The sequence below is a fragment of the Martelella endophytica genome (genome assembly GCF_000960975.1).
In the GTDB taxonomy this organism is placed as follows: Bacteria; Pseudomonadota; Alphaproteobacteria; order Rhizobiales; family Rhizobiaceae; genus Martelella; species Martelella endophytica.
The window spans coordinates 3,369,343-3,382,389 of record NZ_CP010803.1; the positions used below are offsets into that span (position 1 = coordinate 3,369,343).

Sequence of the window (13,047 nt, forward strand, 5' to 3'; positions counted from 1 at the left end):
GATTTTCACCTTTCGGGCCGCCCCATGGAGGGCGGCTTTTTTATTGACAGGCCGGAAGCCAAGCGCTTAACAACGTCAGGCCGTCAAGGGGCCGCAGTTTCGTGGAAGAAACAGCGGTAACAAGCCCCGCAATGAACCTTTGTTCCAGTCAGGAATTGGCACAGACATGCTCGACAAGACCTATGATGCCCGAAGCGTTGAACCCAAAATCGCTGAGCGCTGGGAAAAGGCCGATGCCTTCCGCGCTGGCGCAAATGCGCGGCCGGGAGCGGAGTCTTTCAGCATCGTGATCCCGCCGCCAAACGTGACCGGCTCGCTGCACATGGGCCACGCGCTCAACAACACGCTCCAGGACATCATGATCCGCTTCGAGCGCATGCGCGGCAAGGACACGCTTTGGCAGCCCGGCATGGACCATGCCGGTATCGCCACCCAGATGGTCGTCGAGCGTCAGCTGATGGAGCGCCAGCTTCCGGGGCGCCGCGAGATGGGCCGTGAGGCCTTCATCGACAAGGTCTGGGAATGGAAGGAAGAGTCCGGCGGACAGATCCTCAATCAGCTGAAGCGCCTTGGCGCCTCCTGCGACTGGTCGCGCGAGCGCTTCACCATGGACGAGGGCCTTTCCGAGGCCGTCCGCGAGGTCTTCGTTTCGCTCTACAAGCACGGCCTGATCTATCGCGGCAAGCGGCTGGTCAACTGGGACCCGGCGTTTGAGACCGCGATTTCCGATCTCGAAGTCGAAAACCGTGAAGTCGACGGCCATATGTGGCATTTCAAATATCCGCTGGCCGGCGGCGAGACCTACACCTATGTCGAGAAGGACGAGGACGGCAACGTCATCCTCGAAGAGGAGCGCAACTACATCTCGATCGCGACCACCCGTCCGGAGACCATGCTGGGCGATGGCGCCGTCGCCGTCCACCCGACGGATGAGCGTTACGCGCCGATCGTCGGCAAGTTCTGTGAAATCCCGGTCGGCCCCAAGGAACACCGTCGCCTGATCCCGATCATCACCGATGAGTATCCGGACAAGGACTTCGGCTCCGGTGCGGTCAAGATCACCGGCGCGCATGATTTCAACGACTATCAGGTCGCCCGCCGCAACCATATCCCGCTCTATCGTCTGATGGACACCAAGGCGGCGATGCGCGAAGACGGCGAGCCCTATGCCTTCTGCGCCGAACAGGCGATGAAGATCGCGAAGTCCGGTGAGCTGCCGAGCGAGGCGGAGGTCGACGACATCAACCTTGTTCCCGACGAGTATCGCGGTCTCGACCGTATGGCCGCCCGCAAGCGGATCATCGAAGCGATCAACGCCGAAGGCCTCGCCGTCACGGTGAAGGACGGGGAGGGCAACGACGTCCCCTTCGTCGAGAACAAGAAGATCATGCAGCCCTTCGGCGACCGCTCCAATGTCGTCATCGAGCCAATGCTGACCGACCAGTGGTTTGCCGACGCCAAGACGCTTGCCGAGCCGGCCATCGCCTCGGTCAAGGAAGGCCGCACCAAGTTCGTGCCGAAGAACTGGGAAAAGACCTATTTCGACTGGATGGAAAACATCGAGCCGTGGTGCATTTCACGCCAGCTCTGGTGGGGCCATCAGATTCCGGCCTGGTATGGCCCGGACGGCCAGGTCTTCGTTGAAAAGACAGAGGAAGAGGCGCTCGACGCCGCTATCCAGCACTACATCTCGCATGAGGGCCCTTGGAAGGCCTGGGTCGAGGAGCAGCTCGAGAACTTCGAACCGGGCAATATCCTGACCCGCGACGAGGATGTTCTCGACACCTGGTTCTCCTCCGGCCTGTGGCCGTTCTCGACGCTCGGCTGGCCGGAACAGACCCCGGAACTCGCGCGCTATTATCCGACGAGCGTTCTCGTCACCGGCTTCGACATCATCTTCTTCTGGGTCGCCCGGATGATGATGGATGCGCTTTATGTGATGAAGGATGAGGACGGAACGCCGGTCGAGCCGTTCCACACTGTCTATGTCCACGCGCTGGTGCGCGACAAGAACGGGCAGAAGATGTCGAAGTCGAAGGGCAACGTCATCAACCCGCTCGACCTGATCGACGAATATGGCGCCGACGCGCTGCGTTTCACGCTTGCGATCATGGCGGCGCAGGGTCGTGACGTGAAGCTCGACGAAAGTCGCATCGCCGGCTACCGCAACTTTGGCACCAAGCTCTGGAATGCGACCCGCTTTGCCGAGATGAACGGCATGAAGCTCGATCCGGATTTCCGTCCGTCGGGTGCGACGCAGACGATCAACCGCTGGATCCTGACAGAGCTTTCGAAGGCCGCCGAGGACGTCACGCGGGCCATCGAAAGCTATCGCTTCAACGAGGCGGCCGATGCGCTCTATCGGTTTGTCTGGCACGAACTCTGCGACTGGTATCTGGAACTCCTGAAGCCGGTCTTCATGGGCGACGACGAGAAGGCGAAGGCGGAAGCCCAGGCCTGCGTTGCCTATGTTCTGGCCGAAACCTGCAAGCTTCTCCATCCCTTCATGCCGTTCATGACCGAGGAGCTCTGGTCGCAGATCGGCTGCGAGGGGCTTTGCTGCCATGCCGACTGGCATGTTCCGGCGTTCCGCGACGACAAGGCGGCGGACGAGATCAACTGGCTGGTCGAGCTCGTGACCGGCATCCGTTCGGCCCGCGCCGAGATGAATGTGCCGCCGTCGGCCAAGGCACCGCTGGTCTTCGTTGGCGCCAATGCCGAAACGCGTGAGCGCAGCGCCCGCCACTATCCAGCGATCGAAAAGCTCGCCCGCGTCGACTCGCTCGATTTCGAGAAGCTTGCGCCCAAGGGCTCGGCTCAGGTGATCCTCGGAGAGGCAACGGCCTGCATCCCGCTCGGCAACCTCATCGACGTCGCAGCCGAAACCGCTCGTCTGGAGAAGGCGATCGGCAAGGTCGACAAGGATATAGAGCGCAGCCAGAAGAAGCTCGAAAACGAGAAGTTCATCGCCAATGCCGATCCGGAAGTGGTCGAGACCGAGCGCGAGCGCTTCGAGGAACTGAAGCACCAGCGCCAGCAACTCGCCGTCGCCTTGACGCGGGTGGCCGAGGCCGGCTGATTTCTAGCCGATTACAGAAAAGGGCGGTGCCTTTGTGCGAGGCGCCGCCCTTTTTTTTGTTTAGGGCCTCGCGCGCTTACATCCGTATCGAGTGACCACCGTCGACGGTCAGGGTCTGGCCGTTGACGAAGGAGCCTGCCTCGCTTGCCAGGAACAGCGCAGCTCCGGCAATTTCCTCGGGTCTGCCCCAGCGCTGTAGAGGGACACGCATCTTGGTGAACTCCAGCATTTGCGCGTCGGTTGCCAAGTGCGCATTGGTCTCTGTGGCGAACATGCCGGGCGCGATGGCGTTGCTGGTAATGCCATAGGGTCCGTACTCGACGGCAAGAGCCCGCGTCAGACCGGTCAGCCCCATTTTGGCGACGGGGTAGAGATTGTCACCGGGCAGTGCAACTGTGCCGAGGATAGAGGTCAGGAAGATCAGGCGACCATAGCCGCTGGCCTTCATGGAACGTGCGACATCGCGCGAAAGAGAAATGGCTGCGAGCAGATCGGTCTCCATGAAGGTCGCGATTTCATCATCGGTAAAGGCGTCGAGGCTGCGGCGGTCCCGCGCTCCGACGTTATTGACGAGAATGTCGATCCCGCCATGCGTCGCGAGAATATCCTTCAGCGCGTCAGCACTGGCTTTCCGGTCGGCAATGTCGAAGGCCGTATAGTCGGCGCTGCCGCCATTGGCTTTCAGTTCGGCACAGGCTTGCGCCAGCGTTTCGCTGTTCCTGCCGGTGATCACCACATGAGCGCCAGCGTCGCAAAAGCCCCTGGCAATCTCGAACCCAAGCCCTCGACCCGCGCCGGTCACTATCGCCACGCGGTCGGTCAGCAGGAATCGGTCGAGACTGGTCATATTGTCATCTCCGGTGGTGTTTGGATGCGGGATTGATCGCGCCTGACAGGGCGCCGCTGAAGTGTGCGATTTTCAGGAGCGATGGGCAAGTGGCGCTGAATGGCGCTCCGCACTTCAGGCTTTGCGGGCCTGATTGATGATGTGAAGCGAGAGCACGATCATGATGCCGCCTGCGAGGCGGTTCAGCGACGTCTCGATGCGAAGATATTGCCTGAGTAGCACGTCGCCGGACAGGATAAGGGCAATGAAGTTGTACCAGAGGAAAGCCTGAACAGGGATCCAGATCAGAACTGCTGCGTAAAACGCCGCTGATGCTGTTTCCGGGTGTTGAAAGCAATTCAGCCCTCAGGTTGCTCCAGATGTCAAGCTGAGCCGCGCGGCTGCAGCAAGGTCTCCCAACAAGGACGCTCGCTTGAACCGTCAGGCAAAAATAAAAGGCGGGGCCGCGAGGCTCCGCCTTTTTTGTGTTCTGCGATAGCGTGGCGGGCAGGGCCCGTCGTGCCATTAACGCTTGGAGAACTGGAACGAACGGCGAGCCTTCGCGCGGCCGTACTTCTTGCGTTCCACAACGCGGCTGTCGCGGGTCAGGAAGCCAGCCTTCTTCAGGACCGAGCGCAGGGCCGGTTCATAATAGGTCAGCGCCTTGGAGATGCCGTGGCGAACAGCACCGGCCTGGCCGGAAAGGCCGCCGCCGGTAACCGTTGCGACGATGTCGAACTGGCCGTCACGGGCGGTCAGCACGATCGGCTGCTGCAGGATCATCTGCAGAACCGGACGACCGAAGTACTCGGTGAAGTCCTTGCCGTTGACGGTGATCTTGCCGGTGCCAGCCTTCACCCATACGCGGGCGACGGCGTCCTTGCGCTTGCCGGTGGCGTAGGCGCGGCCGAGATCGTCGACCTTGCGCTCATGCACGGGGGCAGCAACGGTTTCGGTGGTGGCAGCGTCGCCGAGGGCCTTGAGATCGGAAAGCTCAGCCATTATGCGCTCCTCACATTCTTCTTGTTGAGCTTGGCAACGTCGAGAACTTCGGGCTGCTGGGCTTCATGGGGGTGGTTGGTGCCTGCATAGACGCGCAGGTTCTTCATCTGGCGGCGGCCAAGCGGGCCGCGCGGGATCATGCGCTCGACAGCCTTCTCGATGACGCGTTCCGGGAAACGGCCCTCGATGATCTGGCGCGCAGTGCGCTCCTTGATGCCGCCGGGGTAACCGGTGTGCCAGTAGTACATCTTGTCGGTGTACTTCTTGCCGGTCATGGCAACTTTTTCGGCATTGATGACGACAACATTGTCACCGTCGTCAACATGCGGGGTGTAGGTGGCTTTGTGCTTGCCGCGCAGACGCATGGCAACGAGGGAGGCGAGACGGCCGAGGACGAGACCTTCGGCGTCGATCACGATCCACTTCTTTTCCACCTCTGCGGGCTTCTGGGAGAAGGTAACCATTGTTCAGATACTCTCGGTTTCATTCCGACCCGAAGGCCGGACTTTTCTTGTTGCTTTGCTTGGCAAGGATGCCAAACATGGGGCACGCCCGGCAGGACCGGAAATGCTCGCGGTTGTATAGAGACAGGCTCAGATTAGGTCAAGCGCCAAAAACGTGCCGTTGTTCAAAATAGTCGTTTAAAATCAATGGTATAAAAATACGGTAATTTGTTACCACATATTTGTCGGGTTTTATTGCTGCGGAGAACGGAAAAACACCGCCTTTTGACAGGTTTTTCACCGGTTTCCGCTGCGCCACACCTTCAGCGCATTGTCCCGGCAGATGAGAACAGCGAACCGTTTGCGGCGGCTGAGGGAATGTGCGATGCAAGCCATGCCTTTGGGAGTGAGTGGGATGAATGTGACCATCAAGGACGACGAGATTGCGCGGCGCGCGGACCGATTGCAGTTTGTCACCTGGGAGCGGACCCAGGAGGATATCGATGCGCCGGCGCATCGCGCCCGCTGCGCCCGTCTTGCCCGCGAGGCCGGCGCCGAGATCGATCCCAGCGCCTATATCGCCGACCATGCGGCGATCTATACCGAGCGCTTCCGCATCGGTTCCGACAGCTATATCGCGGCCTATGCGATCGTGCGCGGCGATGTCGAGATCGGGGAGAATTGCAGCGTCAATTCCTATGCGCATCTTGCCGGCAAGATCAGCATCGGCTCGCATGTGCGCATCGCCTCGCATACATCGATCATGGGTTTCAACCACGGCTATGAAGATCCCGATATCCTGATCTCGCGCCAGCCGCACGAGAGCCGGGGCATCGTCATCGAGGATGATGTCTGGATCGGCGCGAATGTCGTCATTCTCGATGGCGTGACGATCGGCCGAGGGGCGGTGATCGCCGCCGGTGCCACCGTCACGCGGGATATCCCGCCCTATATGATTGCCGGCGGCGTTCCGGCAAAGCCGATCCGCAGGCGCGGCGCAAGCCGGGCCAAGCCTGAAGCGGGCGTCGAGGCGAGCCTTAGGGCGCTTGGCGAACGCGCCGGGGCAGAGTGGCGGGACGTGCTCGCCGCAAACCGCCGCGACGGCGACTACGTTTCCCGCGAGGCCGATGGCGAGGCACGTGCCAGCATCCGCCATCTCTGCGATGCGATCGAGATCGCCGGCGGCTTCGGCGCGCGACCCGAAGGGCTTGATCTCGAGCCCGCGGTTGCGTGCCTTCAGGCTGTTCAGGATCCGGAAACCGGGCTGTTTCCCGATCCCGCCCAGCCGCCCGCGCCGGACAAGCCGCAGCGCGATGACGGATTGGCGCTCTATAACGTTCTGGCTGTCGGCTATGCGCTGGAAGTGCTCGGAAGCCGGCCGGCACACCGGATTTCCGCGGTCGAGCTCGATGCGCCGGCACTTTGCGGCTGGCTGGAGAGCCTGCCATGGCAAACCAATGCCTGGGGCGCCGGCGCGGCTGTCGATGCCATCGGCACGGCGCTCTATTTCAACGCGCGCTATTTCGAAACCGACCGGACCCGTGAAACGCTGTTAGGCTGGCTTGCGCTCAACGCCGATCGCTCGACCGGTCTTTGGGGCCATGCGACGGCAGCGGAGGGCCTGCTGCAGCCGGTCAACGGCTTCTATCGGCTCACCCGCGGCACCTATGCCCAGTTCGGCCTGCCCGTGCCCCATGCCGAGGCTGCGATCAATTCGGTGCTGGCGAATGTCCGCAACTATGATGGCTTCGCCGGCGCCACCTACACCGCCTGCAACCTGCTCGATACCATCCACCCGCTGCTGATCTGCCAGCGCCAGACCGATCACCGCCGCGCCGAGGCCGAGGCGATTGCCCGCGCGATCATCAACCGTGCGCCGGAGCGCTGGGTTGAGGGCAGGGGGTTCGCCTTTGCCGATGGCCAGGAGCCCGGTCTGCAGGGAACGGAGATGTGGCTTTCGGTCATCCATCTGGCGGCGAAGCTGCTGAAATGCGACCACGAATTCGCCTTCGTTCCGAGGGGCGTGCACCGGACGGAAGCGGTCGGGCTCGGCCTTTGAGCGACGCCGGGGAGGCAGCACGATGCAGCAACGGAAAGCGCTCGTCGTCTATGGCGGCATGGAACTGCATACGCCGGAGCGCGGCGCGGAGACGGTGCGCTCTATTCTCGTTGAGCACGGTTTCGATGTTACCGTAACGGATGACTATGATGCGCTCGGCGCCGAAGATGTCGGCGAGAATGCGCTGATCGTTCCGGTCATCACCGGCGGCGAACTGGCGTCGGACCGGATGGAGCGGTTGATCGCCGCCGTGCGCTGCGGAACCGGCCTTGCCGGCTACCATATGGGGCTTGCGACAAGCTTCCGCGCAAGCGTGCCGTTTCGTTATGCCGCCAGTTGCTACTGGGTGGCGCATCCTGGAAACATCATCACCTACCGCGTCGACATTGCCCGGCCGGACCATCCGATCATGGCCGGCATCGAAAGCTTCACGCATACCTCCGAGCAATATTATCTGAACTACGATCCGGCGGTCGACGTGTTGGCGACGACCAGGTTTTCGGGCGCCCATGATCCGTGGCGCAAGGATGTCGTCATGCCGGTCGTGTTCACGACCACGCATGGGGCGGGGCGGGTGTTCTATTCCTCGCTCGGTCACACGGCAGATGAGCTCGACCTGCCCGAAGTGCGCACGATCCTGACCCGCGGCCTGTTATGGGCGGCGCGCGACGCCTGAAGCCTTGGCCGTCTCAGCCGGTGATGCCGCGGGCCCAGTACCAGGCGACGTACATGTTCCGACGCTCGTGGCCGCGCTCCTTCAACACGCGGCGGATGATCCGGATATCGGCCTTTTCGCAAGCGGCCCAGACGAAACGATCGGTTTCCGACTGCGCAATGGCCGCGATGGCCTCATTCGCAAGCACGGTTTCGGCGCCCTGCGGATAGTCGGCGCGGTGCAGCCAGCATACGGAGAGCTCGCCCCTTGTGGGTAGCGGCTGTTCTTCCGCTGCGTTCTCGACCTCGATGATCGCTTCAAGCCGGGTGCCTTCCGGCACCTCCGCGGCAATGCGGGCGATCGCGGGCAGAGCGGTCTCGTCGCCGATCAGAAGGATGGACTGCGCCTTCGGCACCTCGCCGCTACCCGGTCCCATCAGCGCCACTCGGTCTCCCGGCTTCGCATTCTGAGCGAAATCCGCGCCAGGCGTATCGACGCCGGGCATCGGGTGCTGCAGGAAGTCGATGGCAAGCTGGTTGCGCTCGGCGTCAACGGCGCGGATCGTGTAGGCCCGCACCAGAAGGGCATCATCGCCGGACGGCCAGACGATGCGGCCGTCATCGCCGATCACCGGCCAGACCGGTGCGCGCCCAGGCGGCGGCACGATGAACCGGACATGCATATCGCCGCCGATGAACGGCGTCACATCGTCAACCGCTACGATGACGCGGAGCATGTGCGGCGTGATTTCGGCGGTGCTGACCACGGAGCCTTCGTAAAGATTGGCGGGAACGGCGGGCGGCGGCGGGTTGGTCCAGTGCAGCTCGAAGGGTTCGTTGCGGGCGAAATAATAGAGATGTTCGGCGAGCATCGTCCGGTAGATCTGCAGCGCTTCGGCGCTGACCGCGGACAACGCGATCGAAAGCCCGCCGTCGCTGGCAGCGATGACGGCTTGACCGTGTTCCTCCGTCAGCGTCACCCGGTCGTCGTCGCGGGCGACAGCGGCATGTTCGACGAAGTGCTCGGCGATTTCGGCCAGCATGGCGTCGACGCCGGCAAGCTTTGCGGTTCCGGAGAGGCTGTAAGGTGCGTTCATCTGGCGTGCTCCCTGCTGTGGTGGCGGCCGATCGGCAGCATGATGGGCCGGCCGGAGACCGGGTCCGCGATGACGCGACTTTCGAGCCCGAACACGGCGCGCACCGTCTCCTCCGTCAGCACATCCTCCGGGCTGCCGGAGCAGCGGATGCGGCCACCCTCCATGGCGATCAGGTGATCGGCGTAGCGGGCGGCGAGGTTGAGGTCGTGCAGCACCATGACGATGGTGGTGCCGTCGCGGTGGTTAAGGTCGGTCAGGAGATCGAGGACCTCCACCTGATGGCTGATGTCGAGGAAGGTTGTTGGCTCATCGAGCAGCAGCAGGCCGGTCTGCTGCGCCAGCACCATGGCGATCCAGACGCGCTGGCGTTGCCCGCCGGAAAGCTCGTCGACCGGGCGTTCGGCGAGATCTGCGGTTCCGGTGGTCTGAAGCGCGGCCGCGACGGCGGCGTCATCATCTGCACTCCAGCGCGAAAACATCCCCTGGTGCGGATGGCGCCCACGGCTGACGAGATCGGCGACGGTGATGCCCTCCGGCGCGATCGGCGATTGCGGCAGCAGACCGAGCGTGCGGGCAAGCGTCCGGGTCGGCATTCTGTGGATGGACCTGCCATCGAGCAGGACCTGGCCCTCGCGGGGCGCGATCAGACGCGAGAGCGTGCGCAGAAGCGTCGACTTTCCGCAGGCATTGGCGCCGACGATGACGCTGATTTGGCCGGGCGGAACGGCAACCGACAGCTTCTCGAACACGGCCTTGTCGCCATAGTCGGCCGAAATGTTTTCCGCGACAAGGGCGTGAACGTTCATAGCGAGCCTCCGCTGCGGTTGACCCGGATGATGAGGTAGAGAAGGTAGGGCGCCCCAAGCGCGCCGGTGACGACGCCCACAGGATAGCGCGCCGGCAGCAGGAACTGGCCGATATAGTCGCCGGAAAGCACCAGCACGGCCCCGACAAGGGCGGCCGGCAGCAGCAGCGAGCCGCTGTTTCCGGCGATCCGGGCGGCAATCGGACCGGAGAGGAAGGCGACGAAGGCGATCGGTCCGGTCATCGCGGTCGCGATCGCGACCAGGCCGACGGCTGCGACCATCGCCAGCATCCGGGTGCGGGCCACATCCACGCCAAGCGCTGCCGCGGTGTCATCGCCGAGACGCAGCGCCTCGATGTCGCGCCGGCGCAGCAGCAGCAGGCTGCCGAAGACGGCGAGGCTCAGCAGCATCGGCAGGGCTTCCGAAAGCCGGGCGCCGTTGACGCTTCCCGTCATCCAGCGCATCGCCTCCTGCAGGTTCCAGTTGGGCGCGATGGAAAGAATATAGGCGATGACGCTCTCCAGCATGGCGGCGACACCGATGCCCACGAGGATGAACCGCGTGCCGGCAACGCCGTGGCTGAAGGACAGTCCGTGAACCAGAAGCGCGACGGCAAGGGCGACGACGACGGCGAAGATCGAGACGGCCGTTCCCGTCATAGACAGCACGACGATGGCAAAGACCGCGGCAGCACTGGCGCCGGCGCTGATGCCGATGATGTCGGGGCTTGCCAGCGGATTGCGGAGCATCGTCTGGAAGGTGACGCCGCCGAGGCCGAAGGAAAGCCCGGCGAGGATCGACGCCACCGCTCGCGGCAACCGCAATTGCCCGACGGTAAAGCCTGCGCCGGGAACATCATGGCCGAGAAGCACGGCGATGACGTCTGCCGGCGGGGTGAACGACTGGCCGAGCGTCAGCGACAGGGCAAACAGGACCAACACGGCAGCAAGAAGCGCCCCGACAAGCAGTGTCAGCCGTTGCCGGCGGTGCACGCGGATGGCTTTCACCGCATGAAGCACAACTTCGCTCATAGTTCGCGCACCCGCTGCCGTCTGACGATATAGATGAAGAAGGGCGCACCGACGAGGCCGGTGACAATGCCGACATCGAGTTCGCCCGGTCGCGCCACGATGCGGCCGACAATGTCGCAGGCAAGCAGCAGTGCCGCGCCGCCAAGCGCCGAGAACGGCAGCAGCCAGCGCTGATCGATGCCGATGATCAGCCGGCAGACATGCGGCACCATCAGCCCGACGAAGACGATGGGACCGCAGATGGCGGTGGTTGCGCCGCAGAGCAGGATGGCGGCAAGCGCCGCCACGGCGCGGGCAAGAGCGGTGCGTTCGCCGAGGCCACGGGCGAGCTCGTCGCCAAGCGCCATGGCATTGAGCTTGCGGGCCGAGAGCATCGCCAGCACGAAGCCCGCGAGCAGGAAAGGCAGAACCGGCAGCAGGCGCTCGAAGGTCGCGCCGCCGACGCCACCGATCATCCAGGCCCGGATGCCGCCGGCAATGTCGTTACGTGGCAGCACGATGGCGGTGACGAGGGATGAAAACGCGATGGCCGTCGCGGTTCCGGCGAGCGCCAGTTTCAATGGCGTCGGCCCGCCGCGCCCCATCGATCCGATCGTATAGACAAAGGCGGCGCTGACGCCTGCGCCGAGAATGGCGACCCAGATATAGGCGGCCGCGGAGGAGATCCCGAACCAGGCGACGCCGATGACGATGGCGAGCGCAGCGCCGGTGTTGACGCCGAGAATGCCGGGTTCGGCGAGCGGGTTGCGGGTCACGCCCTGCATGATCGCCCCCGAGAGCCCAAGTGCCGCGCCGGCAAGCGCTGCGAGCAGCGTGCGCGGTATGCGGAGCGCGACGACGGCCTCGCCGATCGTCTCATCATGGCCGGCAAGCGCGGACACTATATCGGAGACGGGCACGTTTCGGGTACCGATCGCGAGCGATGCCAGCATCAGCAGGAGCACGAGGCCGATCATCGAAGCGAGCCAGACCATACGGCGCGAACGGGCGGCCGCAAAACCGGGGGCAGGGGGAGCGGCGGAAATCATTCGCTCTTGGCGGCGGCGTCCGCGAGCATCGCGACGTAGTCTTCAAGCACCCAGCTGATCGACAGCGGCGTCGGATTGGCGGCCGTGCCAAGCGGATTGCGGCCAAGCAGCACGATCGCGTCATTCTGCACCACGGGCATGTGGGCAAAGACCGGGTTCAGCTTCATCGCCGTCAGCAACAGCCCGTTGCCATAGGTCACCAGAATGTCGACATCATCGAACGTGTCGATCCGCTCGGCGCTGACCGAACCCGAGAAGCTGCCGTTCTGCGAGGCATCGGCAACACTCTGCGGCATCGCAAGGCCGAGGTCACCGAAGAACTGAACGCGTGTGTCCTGCGTCGTATAGAAGTTCACGACGCTGAGATTGGTCGGATCGAGATGGGTGACGAACATCGCCGTCTTGCCGGAAAGTACAGGGTACTTTGCGACCTCGTCGGCGATTTCGCCCTCGATTTTGTGGATCAGCGCTTCGCCTTCTTCCGGCATGCCGAGCCCGGCGCTGTCGAGCCGGATCATGTCGCGCCAGCTCGTTGACCAGGGCGATTCCGGATAGGCAACGACCGGGGCGATCTGGCTCAGCGTGTCGTAGTCCGACTGGCTGAGCCCGGAATAGGCGGCAAGAATCACATCCGGTTGGGTGGCGGCGACAGCCTCGAAATCGATGCCGTCACCTTCGTCGAAGAGGACCGGTGGTGTCGCGTTCAGTTCCTTCAGCCGCTCGGAGACCCATGGCAGGATGCCGTCGCCATCGTCATCGCCGAAATTGGCGGCGGCCATGCCGACCGGAACGACGCCGAGGGCCAGCGGCACTTCGTGGTTGGCCCAGGCGACTGTGGCCACGCGGTCCGGCTTTTCGGTGATGACGGTCGTGCCGAAGGCATGGTGGATGGTGATCGGCTGCGGCAGGCTTTCCCCCGCCAGCGCGGCAACAGGCAGTGCGGCAAGGAAGAAGCCGGAAAGGCGGAACATGAGCCAGCTCTCCGTGTGGGATAAAAGTTGACTTTTATTTTCATGTTCATC

The 13,047-nt window shown here is 63.4% G+C and carries 12 protein-coding genes; 3 read left to right on the plus strand and 9 right to left on the minus strand.

The window, feature by feature from the left end; all coding sequences use genetic code 11:
• The first annotated feature begins 166 nt into the window (after nucleotides 1-166).
• The gene (locus tag TM49_RS15425) at nucleotides 167-3,079 is read left to right on the plus strand and encodes a valine--tRNA ligase (RefSeq protein WP_045682571.1); all 2,913 of its coding nucleotides are present in this window, start codon (nucleotides 167-169) and stop codon (nucleotides 3,077-3,079) included.
• 76 nt (nucleotides 3,080-3,155) lie between these two features.
• Here the strand turns inward: TM49_RS15425 and TM49_RS15430 are convergent, their stop codons facing one another.
• The 4 genes from TM49_RS15430 to TM49_RS23675 form a co-directional block, all read right to left on the minus strand.
• Nucleotides 3,156-3,926, minus strand: coding sequence for an SDR family oxidoreductase (locus TM49_RS15430; RefSeq protein ID WP_045682573.1), 771 nt, complete (start codon nucleotides 3,924-3,926; stop codon nucleotides 3,156-3,158).
• A gap of 504 nt (nucleotides 3,927-4,430) precedes the next feature.
• Nucleotides 4,431-4,907: a 30S ribosomal protein S9 gene (gene rpsI, locus TM49_RS15435; RefSeq protein ID WP_045682574.1), complete on the minus strand. Its 477-nt coding sequence runs from the start codon at nucleotides 4,905-4,907 to the stop codon at nucleotides 4,431-4,433.
• Nucleotides 4,907-5,371 (minus strand): 50S ribosomal protein L13, encoded by a 465-nt coding sequence (rplM, locus tag TM49_RS15440; protein WP_045682575.1) that lies wholly within the window; start codon nucleotides 5,369-5,371, stop codon nucleotides 4,907-4,909. Before rplM ends, rpsI begins: the two co-directional genes overlap by 1 nt.
• 139 nt (nucleotides 5,372-5,510) lie before the next feature.
• Complete coding sequence (locus TM49_RS23675; RefSeq protein WP_158498648.1) at nucleotides 5,511-5,741, minus strand: hypothetical protein; 231 nt, start codon at nucleotides 5,739-5,741, stop codon at nucleotides 5,511-5,513.
• 24 nt (nucleotides 5,742-5,765) lie between these two features.
• On the opposite strand from TM49_RS23675, the gene TM49_RS15445 reads away from it, so the two are divergent.
• Both TM49_RS15445 and TM49_RS15450 read left to right on the plus strand, forming a co-directional pair.
• On the plus strand, nucleotides 5,766-7,409 hold the full coding sequence (locus TM49_RS15445) for an acyltransferase (protein WP_045682576.1): 1,644 nt from the start codon (nucleotides 5,766-5,768) through the stop codon (nucleotides 7,407-7,409).
• Between the two features lie 22 nt (nucleotides 7,410-7,431).
• Nucleotides 7,432-8,085, plus strand: coding sequence for a ThuA domain-containing protein (locus TM49_RS15450; protein WP_045682578.1), 654 nt, complete (start codon nucleotides 7,432-7,434; stop codon nucleotides 8,083-8,085).
• A 13-nt stretch (nucleotides 8,086-8,098) separates the two neighbouring features.
• Here the strand turns inward: TM49_RS15450 and TM49_RS15455 are convergent, their stop codons facing one another.
• Genes TM49_RS15455 through TM49_RS15475 form a run of 5 tightly spaced genes read right to left on the minus strand, consistent with a single transcriptional unit; the run spans nucleotide 8,099 to nucleotide 12,996 of the window.
• Complete coding sequence (locus TM49_RS15455; RefSeq protein WP_045682580.1) at nucleotides 8,099-9,160, minus strand: siderophore-interacting protein; 1,062 nt, start codon at nucleotides 9,158-9,160, stop codon at nucleotides 8,099-8,101.
• The gene (locus tag TM49_RS15460; RefSeq protein WP_045682582.1) at nucleotides 9,157-9,966 is read right to left on the minus strand and encodes an ABC transporter ATP-binding protein; all 810 of its coding nucleotides are present in this window, start codon (nucleotides 9,964-9,966) and stop codon (nucleotides 9,157-9,159) included. Before TM49_RS15460 ends, TM49_RS15455 begins: the two co-directional genes overlap by 4 nt.
• On the minus strand, nucleotides 9,963-10,997 hold the full coding sequence (locus tag TM49_RS15465; RefSeq protein WP_082074765.1) for a FecCD family ABC transporter permease: 1,035 nt from the start codon (nucleotides 10,995-10,997) through the stop codon (nucleotides 9,963-9,965). Before TM49_RS15465 ends, TM49_RS15460 begins: the two co-directional genes overlap by 4 nt.
• Entirely contained in the window at nucleotides 10,994-12,025 is a 1,032-nt protein-coding gene (locus tag TM49_RS15470) for a FecCD family ABC transporter permease (protein ID WP_045682584.1), read from the minus strand. The genes TM49_RS15465 and TM49_RS15470 overlap by 4 nt, the downstream gene beginning before the upstream one ends.
• On the minus strand, nucleotides 12,022-12,996 hold the full coding sequence (locus tag TM49_RS15475) for an iron-siderophore ABC transporter substrate-binding protein (RefSeq protein WP_045682586.1): 975 nt from the start codon (nucleotides 12,994-12,996) through the stop codon (nucleotides 12,022-12,024). The genes TM49_RS15470 and TM49_RS15475 overlap by 4 nt, the downstream gene beginning before the upstream one ends.
• Nucleotides 12,997-13,047 lie beyond the last annotated feature (51 nt).